Below are 14,382 nucleotides of genomic sequence, written 5' to 3' on the forward strand. Positions count from 1 at the left end.
TTGGCAAGGGCGGCTGGCAGCGATGGCTGTGGACTTATCGCGACAGGAAGGCCGCTACCTGTCCCGTGCGCAGCACCGTGCGCGTCACTCCGCCGAACAGCAGCTGGCGCAGCCAGGAGTGGCTGTAGGCGCCAAGCACCAGCAGATCGGCGCCGGTCTCGGCGACCCTGTTCTGGATCATGTCGTCGACCGAGGTGCCGCCCGATTTCTGCACCGAGACGCTTACATTGGCGCCGTGGCGTGACAGCGCCGACGCGATTTCGGCGCCGGCGGCCTCTGGGCTTTCGTCGAACGTATCGGGCGGATCGATGACCAATATGTCGGTCTTCTCGGCCTCGATGATGAAGGGCAGGGCGTCGAAGGCGGCGCGGGCGGCCTCCTTGCTGCCGTTCCAAGCGAGCAGGACACGTTTGAACGTGGTGACCAGCGGACCGGCACTCGGCACCACCAGCACCGGCCGGCCGGCGTCATAGACCAGCGTGTCGACATCGGCGCTCGGATCGCCGCCGGTTTCGCGCTGGGCGGCAATGATAAGATCGGCGGCGCGCACGCTTGAAATGCCGGTCAACGCGCTGTCGCCTGAGAAGCTCTCCAGGCTGCGCCACTCGAAGGAGAGGCCGGAAACCTCGATGCGCCTGAGGAAGACGGCCTGCAGCTTGTCGGCCCGCTCCCGGCTCATGTCGGCCGAGACCTGCAGGAACTCGGTATCGGGAAAGCCGGTCGCCGACGTGTAGGGCACCGGAAGCGCCTCGGCGTGGATGCCGATCAGATGGCTCTCGTAGCGGTTGGCGAGCGGAATGGCGCAGTCGAGCACGCGCTCGGCGTCCTGCTCGTTCTGCAGAATGGCAACGATGGTCTTGAAGCGCATGGTGATCCCTCAATCTGGCGAGTGTTTGAACTCGCGTGAAAGCAACGCCGGCGCGCCACGCTTTGTTCCGGCCAGAACCGGTTCAACTCGCCTTGGCGGCGAAACCCGCCACCATTGCCTCGACATCGGCACGCGCGGCGTCGAGGACCTCCTGGCTGCGGGCGCGAACGACCAGTTCGGTCCAGAACTTGCCGTCGCCATACTTTGGATAGGAGCCGATGATCGTATCCGGGTGCGCTTTCTGGATCTCACCCAACGGCTCGCCGACAAGGCCTTCGCCGAACGGACAGTGCACCGTCGCCGACAGCATCTTCGTGCCGGTCTTCAGCGTCGGCACGACGTTGTCGAGCATGGCCTGGAAGATCGAGGGCACGCCGGCCATGACGTGGACGTTGCCGATGCGAAAGCCGGGCGCTACCGACACCGGGTTATCGATATGGTCGGCGCCGCGCGGCATCCGCGCCATGCGCTTGCGTGCCTCGGTGTATTCGATACCGCGCGCCGCATAGCTTGCCTCCAGCAGCGCATAGGCCTTGGCATCGTATTCGCAGGGCACGCCGAACGCCTTGGCAATCGAATCGGCGGTGATGTCGTCATGGGTCGGGCCGATGCCGCCGGTGGTGAACACATAGGTGTAGCGCGCACGCACGGCATTCACCGCCGCGACGATCTCGTCTTCCTGGTCGGGAACGATGCGCACTTCCTTGAGGTCGATGCCGACGGCCGTCATAATGTCGGCGAGGTGGCCGATGTTCTTGTCCTTGGTGCGGCCGGAGAGAATCTCATCGCCGATGACGAGCATGGCGGCGGTAACGATTTCGGTCATGGAGGGCTCCGGCAGGACGGGTCGCCTGAAATAGCGCGGCGCGTGGCTATCGGCAATGCCACCTCGGCGGTGAACATCCGTGCCTGGACGATGCGAGGTTACAGCATGACCGGATGCAGGTAAGCTCAAACGGGTTCTGGTCCGGGTAAACAATGCCGATATCGATCCTGTCGTGGCTGGCCCTGCTGTTCCTGCTGGCGGTCCTGGGGATCGCCTGCCTGGTGCTGGCGACGCTATGGATCGCGGCGAAGGCGCAAAGGCTGGTGCCGCCGGTCGGAAAATTCATCGAGATCGACGGCAACCGCATCCACTATGTCGATGTGGGCGAGGGGCGGCCGATCGTCTTCCTGCATGGGCTTGGCGCGCAACTCCACCACTTCCGGCACACGCTGTTCGGACATTTCGGCCCAGGCTATCGGCTGATCGCGCTCGATCGTCCGGGATCAGGCTATTCGACCCGCGCGAACGGTGCCACCGGCCGCTTGCCTGAACAGGCGGCCCTGGTGCGCCGCTTCATCGAAAAATTGGAGCTGGAAAGGCCGTTGGTGGTGGGCCACTCGCTGGGTGGCGCCGTCACATTGACCCTGGCCGTGGAACATCCCGAGGCAATTTCGGGCATCGCCTTGCTGGCGCCGCTGACGCATCTGGAAACCAGGGCGCGGCAAGGATTTGACCTGCTCTATATCCCCTCTCGCCTGCGGCGCTGGATCATGGCCTATACCGTGGCGATACCGCTGAGCCTGCGCTTTGCGCGGCCGACAATGGAATTCATCTTCGCGCCGCAGGTCTTTCCCGCGGACTACATGATCGACGGCGGCGGGTGGCTTGGGCTGCGGCCAGTCCATTTCCAGGCAACATCAGCCGATGTCGTGGCCGTCGAACAGGATCTCGGCCGCATCGAACAGCGCTATGGCGAGCTTGTCATGCCTGCCGGCATCCTCTTCGGAACCGCCGACCGCGTCATCGACATCCGTATCCATGGCGAGCCGATGCAAGGCAAGATCGCAGGGCTTGACTTCGAACCCGTCGACGGCGTCGGCCATATGCCGCAATTCGTTGAGCCCAAGCGTGTGATTGGCTTCATCGAGCGGATTGCCGCCCGCGCGTTTCCATCACCACAGCCTCACGACAATTTCAATGAACCATTCGGCTGACTGCCGGGTTTACCCCGTGTCGCACCCAAGGCGACCAAGACACGGAGTAATGCAATGTACAGGAAATTTATCGCAGCATCGGTTCTGACGATCGGTCTCGCCACATCGGCGATGGCCCAGCCATCGGAAGGCACATATTCCAACCATCACAACTGGTTCGGCAACGAACAGTCTTCCGGTGTCGACCAGAACACGACCGGGAGCATCAATGGCGACCGCTCAGGGCTGGACAGCCTTGGCAATTCGGGGCCTGCCGGACCTTGTGCCTCCAATACAGCTGGTCCTGATGCCAATGCTGGATTGAACGTCAACGATCACTATTGCGGCAAATAATTCAGCCGCTGGGCAGCCGCTGACCGTGGGACGTCGTCTCTCCAGACGTCCGCGGTCGGCGCCCTGCCTGTTCCTGCCGGGAAATTGTCTTCTGAGGAGAGACTAGTCGGAAACCTCGGTCTGCGGCCGATCCCGACCGTCGGCCAGTTCCTCGTGCCATTTGCCGTCGGCATCCTCATACTGGATGCCGTCCGTCGCGCCCGCCACCTGCTGCTCGGCCGAGGCGATCTCGGCGGCGCGCAAAGCATCCTGATGGGTCGGAAATGTCTCCGAGAAGGTCGAACCGACCTTGTAGGCCCAGCCGCCGTCATGCTCGACGATCTTGTAAGTCAGCTTCGCCATAAAAACCTCCGGTTGAAAGGTCCGCCTGCTCAATGCAGCCGGTCGTCGGATAGCCGGTCGTCGGGCACCAGCACTTCCGATTCCCTGGCGGCCTCGATCAGTGCCCGTCGCGCTTCCGCTGTCGAACGATAACCTTCCAGCACTTTGAGGCAAGTGTCGAGGGCATCACGATGACGCGGGCCGCGATTGAGTGGCCAGACCGTCATGAGGCACTCCGCCGCTTCCTGGGTGCTGCGGATATGGCGATATTTGCCGACATGGCCGAGTTCGACCACGACCGGCGTTTCAAAAGGTTTGTTGTCCATCATGGCCGCAACGCAAAGCAGCCAATTTGGTTGCAAAAGTGGCCCGGAACCTGCGCCCAAAAGTCGCGTCTCGTTTCGCGGCGCGCTTTTTGGGTGACATGTTTCGGCGTACTCAGTAGCCGCAGTCGTTGCGCAGCCAGCGTGCGTTCGCCCAGCCGGTGGTCCCGCCGATTTCGACCTTGTACCAGTTGCCGCGCCGGTCGAAAATCTCGACGTGGTCTCCATTGAACAGCTGGCCGATCATCCGCGATGACGAGTTGGGCCGTGTCCGCACGGCGAGAAAGCCGCTGCCGGTCGCCAGATTGTAGCGGCCAGACAGGCCGTGCACCGTCCCCTCGCAATATTGCGCCACGCTCGGCGTCGATGCGCCGAGCCAAAGGCCGGCGACAGTCACAAGCATCGCAGCCGGCAAGAATGCCCTGAACGACATGATCTCCTCCCAAGCCCGGCCGCGCCCGCCGCAGCCTCGCCCAGCGTAACAGTTTGCCGCCAGAATTGAAGCGGGCTGTGGCAAAACGGGCTGGGCGGGATCGCGCCTGTGTCAGGAGGGCGGGCCGGTTCAGCCCGCAGCCTTCATCCAGTGCTCCATCGTCGTTACCGAGCGGGCGAGCTGCGGCGCCGGATGGATCTTTTCCTTGAATGTGGCGGCCGCGCGCCAGCCCCAGCGCGGATCGGCGAGGAAGGCGCGCGCCAGCGCCACCATGTCGGCACGGCCTTCGGCGATAACAGCCTCGGCCTGCTGGGGATCGTCGATCAGGCCGACCGCGCGGGTCGGAATGCCGGCGCCCTTGCGCACGGCTTCCGCCAGATGCACCTGATAGCCGGGACCGGTGGGCAATTTCTGCAACGGCGAATTGCCGCCGCTGGAGCAACAGAGATAGGCGATACCCTCGTCCTTCAGGGCCTTCGCCACCTCGATCGCATCCTCGACGTCGAAGCCGCCGTCGACCCAGTCCTTCACCGACAGCCGCGCGCCGAGCATCAGCTTCGGCACCGCCTTCTTCACCGCCCTGGCGATTTCGACGACAAGACGCATCCGGTTTTCCAGCGAGCCCCCCCAGCGGTCGGTGCGCTGGTTGGACAGCGGCGACAGGAACTGGAAGATCAGGTAGCCATGTGCTGCGTGCAGTTCGATGAAATCGAAGCCGGCGCGTTCGGCCCGCCTGGCGGCTTGGGCGAACCGCTCGATGAGCTGCAGGATCTCTTCCTCATCGAGCGCGCGCGGTACGTTCCAGCCGGTGTCGTAGGCGATGGCCGACGCCGAGACGGTCTGCCAGGGGTCTTCGTTCGGCTGCAGTGGCCCGCCGCCCTCCCAGGGCTTGCGGTTCGAGGCCTTGCGGCCGGCATGCGCAAGCTGCGTGCCGAATTTCGTGCCCGGCGCGGCGACGCGTCGTGCCGCATCCAGAGTGCGGCGCGCGGCGGCCTCGTTGTCGTCGGAGTAAAGCCCGAGGCAACCATGGGTGATGCGCCCGCGGCGCTCGACATCGGTCATCTCCACCGTGACCATGCCGGCGCCGGACATGGCCAGGTTCATCCAGTGGTAAAGATGCCAGTCGCTGGCTGACCCATCCTCGGCGGGCCGTCCTGGCTAGGCTTCGCCTCACGCCGTCGGCGTCAGGCTGGGTCGTTACGACATCGTCGATACCAAAAACGCTTCGGGCATCGTATATTAGCAATATACGATATATTAATGGCTATAACGCAAACTTTGGGCACAGGGGCGGAAATACCGCCCATCGACGTTCCGACATGCGCCCTGAGCACCGGAACGCTAGACCAATGCGGAGTAAAACGCATGAGTGTCGGAGCCGCTCTCGAACAGTTGCTGCGGCTGATTTATCGCCGGGCCATGAAACTGGCGATGTTGCCGGAGGATGAAAGGGATTCCCACTACGATCACATCCGTCTGTCATGTTGTGCGGCCGCCGAGCACATTGGGCAAGATCCCGACAGGGCAGCCATCACGGCGAACGATATGGTTGAGTTTGTTCGCGCGCTGGTCGGAATCATCGAGGTAGGTTCTGGGCCAGACCATGAGCGAAGCGCCGATCAGCCACCACCGGTGCCACATTCTGGCGGCCGAGAGGGTGGCGCTACGCGCATCTAGCAAACAGGGGAGAACGCCACCGTGGGGCAGCGGGAACGAGGCGGCTAACGCTGGCGCTGTACGACGTAGCTGCTGGTGATGGCGTCGTCGCCCCGCCCACGAGTCACAAAAACCCTTGTATAGCCGACCGGCAAGCCATCTTTGACGGTCGCATCGACGAGGCGACACCGCCCAACGGTCTCGCCGTTCGGAGCGCTTGCCAGCCTGTCCTTCAGCGAAGCCATGCATAAGTCGAGCGACGCATACATGGTCGGCGCCATATCGACGGGTTTGCAGACAGAACCCTCAACCGGGCTGCACTGGAGCAAAACCATCACTGCCGCAGTTGCCGGATCCATTTTCAAAGATCTCCCGCGTTTTGACGACCCTCAACGCGGAAATGCATCCTTTGTTTCGCCTTTGCTAAAAAACGAATGCGGATGGCCGTTCTCGATACGGTTGCCCCGGAAGAGGGCGAGGACATGGAGGTCCTGGACAATGCCGCTCGACGAGCCGGCCGGCACAGCCGACGACTGCATCGTCGATGCCAAATCCAGCATCTGAAGCTGAACCCGATGAAGGCCTAGCTCTCGAAGCTGGCCGAGCATTTGCCTTACGAACTGTGCCGCGGACAGGCCGGCACGTCCATTTCGCGGATGAAGTTGCGCAAGGCTTCCATGTCCCGGGACAGAGGCCGATCGTCGGAATAGTGCGCGATATTGTCCCGGACCATTCGATAGATGGTGTCGGTACCAGGCGCACGCGCACCGCGCACGGCCAGAAAATCATGGGCCTGCGCGGCCGCCATGAGCTCGATCGCCAGAATGTATTCGGCGTTGTCGATAACCGCCAGCAGCTTGTTGGCTGCGACGGTTGGATGAGCCAGAAAATCCTCTTGCAGGCCGGATGTGACGCCGCCGTCGGTCGCCGCCGGGGCGGCCAGACGCCGGTTGACGTTGCTGAGCGATGTGGCCGTGTATTGCGCGATCATGAAGCCGGAATTGGCTCCGTCCTCATCGGCAAGGAAGGCCGGCAAATTGTTGACAAGCGGATTGACGAGACGATCGATGCGACGCTCGCTCATTCCAGCCACCTGAGCCAAGGCGATGGTCAGGCCGTCAGCGGCCTGCCCGAGAGCGGGCGCTACCGCATGCGCCTCTGAAACGACCTGAGGATCGTTCGGAGACCCGAATACTGCGGGATTGTCGGTGACGGCTGCCAGTTCGCGGTCGACAAGCTCGGCGGACCGGTCCAGCACCTCCCGGGCGGCGCCATGAACATGCGGCACGGCGCGAAGACTGAGTGCGTCCTGCGTGCGACTGCCATGAGCCAGCGCGATAAGTTCGCTGCCATGAAGCCAGCCACGCAGCGATTTGCCCACGTCCTGAATGCCGGGTGAGGGCCTCATCGCCAGGATTGCCTCGCCAAAAGCCGGCATTTGCGCGCCTGCGGCTTCAAGAGTTAAAGCAGCCGCCGCGTCAGCCCATCCCAACAAACGCTCCGCGCGCAGCACGGCGATGCTTATCAGGCCGGTTGCGCATGCGGTGCCGTTGACGAGGCTCAAGCCCTCCTTGGCGCCAAGCTCCAATGGTTCCAGACCCATTTCAGCCAGGGCCGCGAGCCCGCTCATAGAGCGGCCTGCCACGGTTGCACTGCCTTCGCCGATCAGGACCAGTGCTACATGCGCGTTGTGCGTCAAATACCCTGCCGATCCCCGGGACGGCACGTCGGGAACGCAGTCGCGCTCGATAAAGGTGAGCAGATTGCGAACGATCGTAGGGCCAACGCCCGAATGGCCATGCGCGAAATTTGCCACTTGAGCAGCAATGATGGCGCGCACGCCGCATCTCGGCACGAGGTCGCCGACGCCGCAGGCGTGACTGCGAATGATATTGCGCGACAATTTCTTTTGCAGGGCAGGCGCCACGATCTTGCTTGCCAAGGCGCCGACCCCGGTATTGACGCCGTAGGCGCGGATCCCTTTTTCGACGATCGCCGCCACGATCTGGTTCGCAAAAGCGATCCTCTCCCACGCTGCCTGGCTAAGCGCCAGGGATTCGCCTTCGCTCACGCGTGCGATGTCGCGCCAGCTGGCGTTTCTATTTATGGTTATTGTCATTGGCCGTTCCGAATAGCTTTGCGAATGCGCAGGCGGCTGTTGGCCCGCTCGAAAGGCGGCGTGAGAACCGCTGCTTCGGCACCGTACCGCCCAACCGCGGGCATAATGGCGATGGAATTGCCGGCTGATGCGACTGTAGCGACGTCGTTGGCCATAAAAGACATGCCGCCTGCGATCCGGCGCTGAAAATCCGGCGCCCCCTTTTGAAATCACTTCGAGGATGACGTCGAAGACTTATCGGATCAGCAGCTCACGCGGCATATGCGGCGGCCAGCCCGTGCGTGCGTTTTTGACGGAGCCGAGCTTTGGGTGGCCTGCCACCGAAGCTCGAAGAGCGAAGGCTGGTGCGGACGACGGGAATCGAACCCGTACGATCAGAGATCGAGGGATTTTAAGTCCCTTGCGTCTACCAATTCCGCCACGTCCGCAGATCAGCCCTTTTCAGATGCCAGGCACAGGCCGTCAAGTCGTGTTCTTGGCCATCCTGAACACACACCCCAGAGGAGTGGGCGCAGTGATACTGGTGTGATCGCGGAATTTAGCGCGGCGCTCGCAATGCGTAGGGTGTTTGCAAGGCGGACTTGATCCGCCGAGGCCGGCGTCTACCAGGCCCAACCCATTCCCCCGCCCACTGGGGGCGCCGGCCGCCCCTCATCGACTTTGGTGATCACGTCACAGCTGTCGCTCGCCGATCGATGCCGGCGAGGCTCAGAACTTGTAGCTGAGATTGATGCCCACGGTGTTAAGCTTCGTATTCTGGTCGCGGCCGACGAAGTCGCTGGACCCGTCATAGTGCTCGGAGCCGAAATCGTAGTAGCGATACTTGGCGCCGACGACGAACTTGTCGGTCAGCGCGTAGTCGACGCCGGCGCCCAGGGTCCAGCCGACATTCGGGCGTGTCTCGGAGAAGGCGGAGCCTGCCGATTGCGAGGTTTCGATCCCGGCGAAGGCAATGCCGCCTATGCCGTAGACCAGCACACGATCCATCGCATATCCGGCCTTGGCGTTGACCGATCCGAACCATTTGATGTCGGTGCCGAAATTGTTTCCGGGTTCCGCTTCCGCCGTGCCGTTGACCGAGGAATAGTTGAGGTCGGCCTCGGCGCCGATCACCGCCTGGTCGAACTGCCATAGCCCGGCGACGTGCCCGCCGACAAAACCGCCATTTATGTCGGGCGAGACGGAAAATGGCTCGCCTTCCGTTCCTGAGATGTCCGACCGGCCCCAGCCGTAGCCCGCCTGCAGGCCGGCATAATATCCGGTCCAGTCGAAGCCGGGCGCGGTCATCGGCACATCGACCGTCGGGTCGGCCGCGAAAGCCGGCATCGACAGGACGGCAAGAAGACCGGCACTTGCGACGACAAGGCGATACATTCGAACTCCCCGGATGAAGAGTCGGAAGAAATCTTGGCGGCCAGGCTAGACCGATTCACGACAAAACGGAATCCTGTTTCTGGATGCGGCCGTGTGTCGCTTGCAGAAGCACGGCCTGCCAGCCGAGAACAGCTAGGCATTGCCCGAGGGATGTTCGAGTGCAAAATGGCCGTCTTGCGGGGAAAAAATCCTGATGAACAGCCTGGTTCGTCTCATCGCTGGAACAGCCATGGTGCTGCTAGCCTGCGGCCTCGCTGTGGCCGAGCCATTGGCGCTCGCCATCGCCACGGCAGCGGTCGTATCCGATCAAGCGTCGGGACAGAGGGCGCTCAACCTGAAGATGACACCGGACAGCGCGAAGGCGTTCGCCGACTTCACCAGGGCGAATGTCGGGAAGGTGGTCGACCTCAGCGTCGACGGTGCCGTGGTGGCGTCGCCGCGCCTGGTCGAACCCATCCTCGGCGGCGAGGTGATGCTCAGCGGCAGCTTCGCCCCGGGCGAACTCCAGCGCCTGGCGGAACGGATTTCGGCGGGCGGTCCGAAAGTCACGGTCGAGGTAAAGGCTGAACAGCCATTGTGAAGGCTGGACGGGTCTGTCCGCTGTTTGGCGCTGGTCAAAACCAGGCAGGCTTGGCACAGTCGCGCAAACAGGAGTCCCTTCATGGCAAAGAAGCCGGCGGCGCATGCGACGAAACCCAAGCCCTGGACCGAGATGGCGACGCATCTGGTCGACGTCGCCATGGGCCGCAAGCCCGCCGATCTCGTTGTCCGCAACGGCCGCTGGGTAAACGTTCACTCCGGCGAGATCATTGCCGGCACCGACATCGCCATTGCCGGCGGCCGCTTCGCCTATTGCGGGCCGAATGCCAGCCACGCTATCGGCCAGGGCACCAAGGTGGTCGATGCCGGCGGGCGCTATCTGGTGCCTGGCCTCTGCGACGCGCACATGCATGTCGAGAGCGGCATGGTGACGGTGACCGAGTTCTGCCGTGCCGTCATCCCGCACGGCACCACCTCGATGTTCATCGATCCGCACGAGATCGCCAATGTGCTGGGCTTGCCGGGCGTGCGGCTGATGCATGACGAGGCGGTGGCGATGCCCATCAACGTGCATGTGCAGATGCCGTCCTGCGTGCCGTCGGCACCGGGGCTGGAACATGCCGGCGCCGAGCTGACGGTCGCCGATGTTGCCGAGGCCATGACCTGGGAAAACATCATCGGGCTCGGCGAAGTGATGAATTTTCCAGGCGTCGCCGCCAATGATCCTGTCATGTCCGGCGAGATCGCCGCGACGGTTCGTGCGGGCAAGACGGTTGGCGGCCACTATGCCTCGCGCGACCTTGGCTTGCCGTTCCACGGCTATGTCGCCGGCGGACCCGAGGATGATCACGAAGGCACGCGCGCCGAGGATGCCATCGCCCGTGTCCGGCAGGGCATGAAGGCGATGCTGCGGCTGGGCTCGGCCTGGTACGATGTCGCCTCGCAGATCAAGGCGGTGACCGAGGGCGGCATCGATCCGCGCAACTTCATCCTGTGCACCGACGACAGCCATTCCGGCACGCTGGTGCATGAAGGCCACATGGACCGGGTGGTGCGCCACGCCATCCAACAGGGGCTGAAGCCGGTGACGGCGATCCAGATGGCGACGATCAACACTGCCCAGCATTTCAGGCTGGAACGCGAAATCGGTTCGATCGCGCCGGGACGGTTGGCCGACCTGCTGATTGTTTCCGACCTCGCCGCAATGACCATCGATGAGGTTTATGCGCGCGGCGCCAGGCTGGCCAAGGGCGGCAAGCTCGACATCGACATTCCGGCCTATGATTACCCGAAGACGGCGAAGAACACCGTCAAGTTGGGCAAGAAGTTCAGGGCTGGCGATTTCGACATCACGGCTCCCAAGGGCGCCAACGAGGTGCGGGTGCGCGTCATCGGCGTCATCGAGAACCAGGCACCGACGCGGGCGCTGGAGGCCGATCTGCCGGTCGAGGACGGTCTGGTCGCCATGGACCGCCGCAACGACGTCTGCCAGATCGCGCTGGTCGAGCGGCACCGGGGCACGGGCGGTGTCACCAACGCTTTCGTCTCCGGCTTCGGCTATATGGGCGATTGCGCCATGGCCTCGAGCGTTGCCCATGACGCCCACCACATCATCTGCGTCGGCACCAACAAGCAGGACATGGCGCTGGCGGTCAATCGACTGGGCCAAGTCGGCGGCGGCGTCGTGCTGTTCTCCAAGGGCAAGGAATTGGCACTGGTCGAAATGCCGATCGCGGGCCTGATGTCGGACGAGCGCGCCGAGATCGTCGCCGCCAAGGCCGAGAAACTGACCGAGGCGATGCGCAAGATGGGTTGTTCCCTGAACAACGCCTACATGCAGCACTCGCTGCTGGCCCTGGTGGTCATTCCGGAGCTGAGGATTTCAGACGTCGGGCTGATCGACGTGACGACTTTCCAGAAGGTCGACCTGTTCGTCTAGGCGAAACCCGACGCGGGTGACTCGCTCACCCGCCGGTGACGATGGTCAGCACCTTGAACGGCGTGGTGATGACGACCTCGGCGACCGAACCAACGGCCTTGCCGAGGCCCTGGCCGAGATTGTTGAGCTGCGCCGGATCGGGTTCGTCCGAGGCCAGGCCGGCGGGGGTGCGCAGGCGGTCGCCGAGCAACTGCACTAGGATCGGATTGTCGGCGAATTTCGCATGGTTGAGGCCACCGTCGCCGCCCTTGATCTTGGTCAGGTCGACTACGGACACGCCGTAGCTGGCGAGATCCGCGGCATTGCCATAGTCACCGACACGCGGCTTGTCGCCGGAGATAAGTGAAGACAATTTGAGCGCCCGGTCATCGCTTGAAAGCAGCACGGCAAACGGCTTGTCCGGCTTGCCGTATCGCATCATCTGCTTTTTGAATACGTCGACATCGATGTCGGGCGAAGCCAGGACGACATAGCCGAGCTTGCCGCCGAGATCGCGGTCGCCGGTGATGGCGAGCTGGCGCAGAGCCTCCATCGTCAACCAGGTTCCCATTGAATGGGCGATGATGTCGATGCTCTTGACCCGCGTCTTGGCGAGCATTCTGAGCGTCGCCTCGAGATCGTCACGCGCGGCGTTGGCGCTGTCCTTGTCGTAGATATAGCCCGTCGTCTTGGCGCTCGAAGCCCAGGAGAACAGCACCGGCGTGCCGGGATATTTCGTGTCGTGAGCGATCTGCGTCAGCCGGTAGATGCCGTCGTCGAAGCCATTGTTGAAGCCGTGCACGAACACCAGTGCCCGATCGCCGCGCATGGCAATGTCGGCGCCGACCGCCTTGGCGAATTGCGGAGCATCGCCGTAGTGGACCACTTTGGTGGCGGTGAATTGCTTTGCCGGGTTCGAGTTGGCCGAGCCCTTGGCCCGCTCGATGGCACCGACCTGGTGGACCTTCGGCACGGTGACGTCGACACGGGCGTAGCTGGTGGTCAATGAGCGATCGCCGTCAAACACCTGCCGCGGATCCTTGGTCGCCTGCTGGCGGGTGGTGGCGACGAAAATCTCGTGCGTGGCCGCGATGTCGGAGGCTGGCGCCGAGACGGTCGTCTTGTTGAGCAGATCATGCGTGTTCTGGCCAGCACAGCCGGCAAGGGCGAGCGCCAACGCCACGACGAAACTTTTCAAGCGCAAGCTCAAGCGCCGGCTCCCGTAGAGGGGGACGTCAAAAGCATGACGTCACCGCTATTCCGATAGAGCCAGAGACCGGCGCGGTCCAGTTCAAAGTGGCCTGACACCTCGTGAATGGTGAACAGGCACGGCGAAATTCGCGGCGCTGCATTTACTGCCCGAGCAGGCTGATGCGGTCGGTCACGTCCCTGTCGCTGGCAAAGCCGTCATCTTCGCGCAGTCGCTGGCCGATCATCTTCACCAAGGCCGGATTGTCGGCGAATTTCGTATGATTGAAGCTGTCGCTGCCCTTGACCTTGGAGAGATCGACCACCGTCACGCCGTAGGAGGCAAGATCGGCGGCATCCTTGTAATCGCCAACGCGTGGCCGTGAACCGGCGATCAGGCCGGAAAGCCTCAGCGCGCGGTCGTCGTCGGACAACAACAGGATGAACGGCTTGTCGGGCTTGCCATAGCGGCGCATCTGGCTCTTGAACACGTCGACATCGATGTCCGGCGACGCGAGCACCACGTCGCCGAGCTTGCCGCCAAGGTCACGGTCGCCGCTGATGGCCATCTGGCGCAGGGTTTCCATGGTCACCCAGGTTCCCATCGAATGCGCGACAATGTCGATCCGACGCGCGCCGGACTGCTCCAGCATGCGCAAAGTCACTTCGAGCTGGTCGCGGGCGGCGCTGGCACTTTCCTTGTCATAGACATAGTCGGTGGTCTTGGCGCCCGATGCCCAGGAAAACAGCACCGGCGTGCCGGGATAGCCGGAATCGTGGACGATCTGGGTGAGACGGTAGACCGCATCGTCGAAGCCGGTGTTGTAGCCGTGCACGAAGACCATGACGCGGCCGCCGCGCGCCGCGATATCGGCGTTGAGCGCGCTGGAGAATTTCGGCTGCGTGTCGTAGCCGACAACCTCGGAAGCCATGAAATATTTGGCCGGATCATCCGACTTGCCGCGGGAGCGCCGTTCGATCTGACCGGTCGTGTGGATGCCCGGAACGGTGACGTTGACGCGCGCATAATTCAGCGTCGCCGAGCGCTCGCCGTCGAAAACCTTGTTGGGATCGTCAGACTTCTTGCGTGTCGTGGCGATGAAGATCGAGTGGTTGCCGGCGATTTCCGTCACCGGCGCGGCGACGATGGCGCTGCCAAGCAATTCCTGCGTTTGCGGGCCGGCGCAGCCGGCGACGAGCAAGGCGAGACAAACAGTAACTATCTTCTTCAAAGGCACGTCTGAAATTTCCACTCCGGCCAAAAGGCCCATCTACCCCCGCTGCACCTCCCGGACAGGGAGAGTGCGGCAGAACTAAGTCGTGTCCAGT

General features: G+C 63.1%; 16 protein-coding genes, 1 tRNA gene and 1 pseudogene. 5 read left to right on the forward strand and 13 right to left on the reverse strand.

Translation table 11 applies throughout. The annotated features are described in order from the left end of the window. Positions 1-34: 34 nt before the first annotated feature. Together AB4Z43_RS15125 and AB4Z43_RS15130 are read right to left on the reverse strand one after the other, a co-directional pair. Positions 35-868, reverse strand: coding sequence for a universal stress protein (locus AB4Z43_RS15125; RefSeq protein ID WP_441938143.1), 834 nt, complete (start codon positions 866-868; stop codon positions 35-37). An 82-nt stretch (positions 869-950) separates the two neighbouring features. After that, a complete protein-coding gene (locus AB4Z43_RS15130) occupies positions 951-1,694 on the reverse strand; it encodes a competence/damage-inducible protein A (RefSeq protein ID WP_019857846.1) in 744 nt (247 codons plus the stop codon). 152 nt (positions 1,695-1,846) lie between these two features. Between AB4Z43_RS15130 and AB4Z43_RS15135 the strand changes: the two genes are divergently transcribed. Next, positions 1,847-2,848, forward strand: a complete 1,002-nt coding sequence (locus tag AB4Z43_RS15135) for an alpha/beta fold hydrolase (protein ID WP_019857847.1) — start codon at positions 1,847-1,849, stop codon at positions 2,846-2,848. A 54-nt stretch (positions 2,849-2,902) separates the two neighbouring features. After that, complete coding sequence (locus AB4Z43_RS15140) at positions 2,903-3,181, forward strand: hypothetical protein (RefSeq protein ID WP_038646526.1); 279 nt, start codon at positions 2,903-2,905, stop codon at positions 3,179-3,181. A 102-nt stretch (positions 3,182-3,283) separates the two neighbouring features. On the opposite strand, the gene AB4Z43_RS15145 is transcribed toward AB4Z43_RS15140, so the two are convergent. From AB4Z43_RS15145 to AB4Z43_RS15160, 4 genes and pseudogenes are all read right to left on the reverse strand, one after another. Further along, positions 3,284-3,523, reverse strand: a complete 240-nt coding sequence (locus tag AB4Z43_RS15145) for a DUF2188 domain-containing protein (RefSeq protein WP_019857848.1) — start codon at positions 3,521-3,523, stop codon at positions 3,284-3,286. 29 nt (positions 3,524-3,552) lie between these two features. Beyond that, on the reverse strand, positions 3,553-3,831 hold the full coding sequence (locus AB4Z43_RS15150; protein WP_019857850.1) for a DUF982 domain-containing protein: 279 nt from the start codon (positions 3,829-3,831) through the stop codon (positions 3,553-3,555). A gap of 109 nt (positions 3,832-3,940) precedes the next feature. Beyond that, positions 3,941-4,258, reverse strand: coding sequence for an SH3 domain-containing protein (locus AB4Z43_RS15155; protein ID WP_064982808.1), 318 nt, complete (start codon positions 4,256-4,258; stop codon positions 3,941-3,943). A gap of 129 nt (positions 4,259-4,387) precedes the next feature. Next, positions 4,388-5,404, reverse strand: a pseudogene (locus tag AB4Z43_RS15160) (NADH:flavin oxidoreductase/NADH oxidase); the annotation flags it as partial. Between the two features lie 219 nt (positions 5,405-5,623). Between AB4Z43_RS15160 and AB4Z43_RS15165 the strand changes: the two are divergent. Further along, positions 5,624-5,935 (forward strand): hypothetical protein, encoded by a 312-nt coding sequence (locus tag AB4Z43_RS15165; protein ID WP_441938147.1) that lies wholly within the window; start codon positions 5,624-5,626, stop codon positions 5,933-5,935. Between the two features lie 44 nt (positions 5,936-5,979). Here the strand turns inward: AB4Z43_RS15165 and AB4Z43_RS15170 are convergent, their stop codons facing one another. From AB4Z43_RS15170 to AB4Z43_RS15190, 5 genes are all read right to left on the reverse strand, one after another. Continuing rightward, positions 5,980-6,273, reverse strand: coding sequence for a hypothetical protein (locus tag AB4Z43_RS15170; RefSeq protein ID WP_441938149.1), 294 nt, complete (start codon positions 6,271-6,273; stop codon positions 5,980-5,982). A gap of 30 nt (positions 6,274-6,303) precedes the next feature. After that, positions 6,304-6,522, reverse strand: coding sequence for a hypothetical protein (locus AB4Z43_RS15175; RefSeq protein WP_441938151.1), 219 nt, complete (start codon positions 6,520-6,522; stop codon positions 6,304-6,306). A 5-nt stretch (positions 6,523-6,527) separates the two neighbouring features. After that, a complete protein-coding gene (locus AB4Z43_RS15180; protein ID WP_441938153.1) occupies positions 6,528-8,033 on the reverse strand; it encodes an HAL/PAL/TAL family ammonia-lyase in 1,506 nt (501 codons plus the stop codon). A gap of 342 nt (positions 8,034-8,375) precedes the next feature. Next, positions 8,376-8,461 (reverse strand) — tRNA-Leu (locus tag AB4Z43_RS15185). 280 nt (positions 8,462-8,741) lie between these two features. Then, positions 8,742-9,407, reverse strand: coding sequence for an outer membrane protein (locus AB4Z43_RS15190; RefSeq protein WP_441938155.1), 666 nt, complete (start codon positions 9,405-9,407; stop codon positions 8,742-8,744). Between the two features lie 193 nt (positions 9,408-9,600). On the opposite strand from AB4Z43_RS15190, the gene AB4Z43_RS15195 reads away from it, so the two are divergent. After that, on the forward strand, positions 9,601-9,987 hold the full coding sequence (locus AB4Z43_RS15195) for a SecDF P1 head subdomain-containing protein (RefSeq protein WP_069092023.1): 387 nt from the start codon (positions 9,601-9,603) through the stop codon (positions 9,985-9,987). 81 nt (positions 9,988-10,068) lie between these two features. Further along, positions 10,069-11,886, forward strand: coding sequence for an adenine deaminase (gene ade / locus AB4Z43_RS15200; protein WP_441938157.1), 1,818 nt, complete (start codon positions 10,069-10,071; stop codon positions 11,884-11,886). Between the two features lie 25 nt (positions 11,887-11,911). Here the strand turns inward: ade and AB4Z43_RS15205 are convergent, their stop codons facing one another. Then, positions 11,912-13,075, reverse strand: coding sequence for an alpha/beta hydrolase (locus AB4Z43_RS15205; RefSeq protein ID WP_202360071.1), 1,164 nt, complete (start codon positions 13,073-13,075; stop codon positions 11,912-11,914). Positions 13,076-13,217: 142 nt separating this feature from the next. Beyond that, positions 13,218-14,324: an alpha/beta hydrolase gene (locus AB4Z43_RS15210; protein WP_019857868.1), complete on the reverse strand. Its 1,107-nt coding sequence runs from the start codon at positions 14,322-14,324 to the stop codon at positions 13,218-13,220. Positions 14,325-14,382: the final 58 nt, after the last annotated feature.

Origin of the sequence: Mesorhizobium sp. 2RAF45, assembly GCF_052115225.1 — a bacterium.
GTDB classification, from domain to species: domain Bacteria; phylum Pseudomonadota; class Alphaproteobacteria; order Rhizobiales; family Rhizobiaceae; genus Mesorhizobium; species Mesorhizobium jarvisii.

What these genes read in the sequence shown, in the direction of transcription:
- AB4Z43_RS15145 (WP_019857848.1), bottom strand. Translation starts at nt 3,523, where the DNA reads ATGGCGAAGCTGACTTACAAGATCGTCGAGCATGACGGCGGCTGGGCC.
- AB4Z43_RS15180 (WP_441938153.1), bottom strand. Translation starts at nt 8,033, where the DNA reads ATGACAATAACCATAAATAGAAACGCCAGCTGGCGCGACATCGCACGC.
- AB4Z43_RS15155 (WP_064982808.1), bottom strand. Translation starts at nt 4,258, where the DNA reads ATGTCGTTCAGGGCATTCTTGCCGGCTGCGATGCTTGTGACTGTCGCC.
- AB4Z43_RS15175 (WP_441938151.1), bottom strand. Translation starts at nt 6,522, where the DNA reads ATGCTCGGCCAGCTTCGAGAGCTAGGCCTTCATCGGGTTCAGCTTCAG.
- AB4Z43_RS15135 (WP_019857847.1), top strand. Translation starts at nt 1,847, where the DNA reads ATGCCGATATCGATCCTGTCGTGGCTGGCCCTGCTGTTCCTGCTGGCG.
- AB4Z43_RS15140 (WP_038646526.1), top strand. Translation starts at nt 2,903, where the DNA reads ATGTACAGGAAATTTATCGCAGCATCGGTTCTGACGATCGGTCTCGCC.
- AB4Z43_RS15190 (WP_441938155.1), bottom strand. Translation starts at nt 9,407, where the DNA reads ATGTATCGCCTTGTCGTCGCAAGTGCCGGTCTTCTTGCCGTCCTGTCG.
- AB4Z43_RS15165 (WP_441938147.1), top strand. Translation starts at nt 5,624, where the DNA reads ATGAGTGTCGGAGCCGCTCTCGAACAGTTGCTGCGGCTGATTTATCGC.
- AB4Z43_RS15150 (WP_019857850.1), bottom strand. Translation starts at nt 3,831, where the DNA reads ATGATGGACAACAAACCTTTTGAAACGCCGGTCGTGGTCGAACTCGGC.
- AB4Z43_RS15195 (WP_069092023.1), top strand. Translation starts at nt 9,601, where the DNA reads ATGAACAGCCTGGTTCGTCTCATCGCTGGAACAGCCATGGTGCTGCTA.
- AB4Z43_RS15125 (WP_441938143.1), bottom strand. Translation starts at nt 868, where the DNA reads ATGCGCTTCAAGACCATCGTTGCCATTCTGCAGAACGAGCAGGACGCC.
- ade (WP_441938157.1), top strand. Translation starts at nt 10,069, where the DNA reads ATGGCAAAGAAGCCGGCGGCGCATGCGACGAAACCCAAGCCCTGGACC.
- AB4Z43_RS15210 (WP_019857868.1), bottom strand. Translation starts at nt 14,324, where the DNA reads ATGGGCCTTTTGGCCGGAGTGGAAATTTCAGACGTGCCTTTGAAGAAG.
- AB4Z43_RS15170 (WP_441938149.1), bottom strand. Translation starts at nt 6,273, where the DNA reads ATGGATCCGGCAACTGCGGCAGTGATGGTTTTGCTCCAGTGCAGCCCG.
- AB4Z43_RS15130 (WP_019857846.1), bottom strand. Translation starts at nt 1,694, where the DNA reads ATGACCGAAATCGTTACCGCCGCCATGCTCGTCATCGGCGATGAGATT.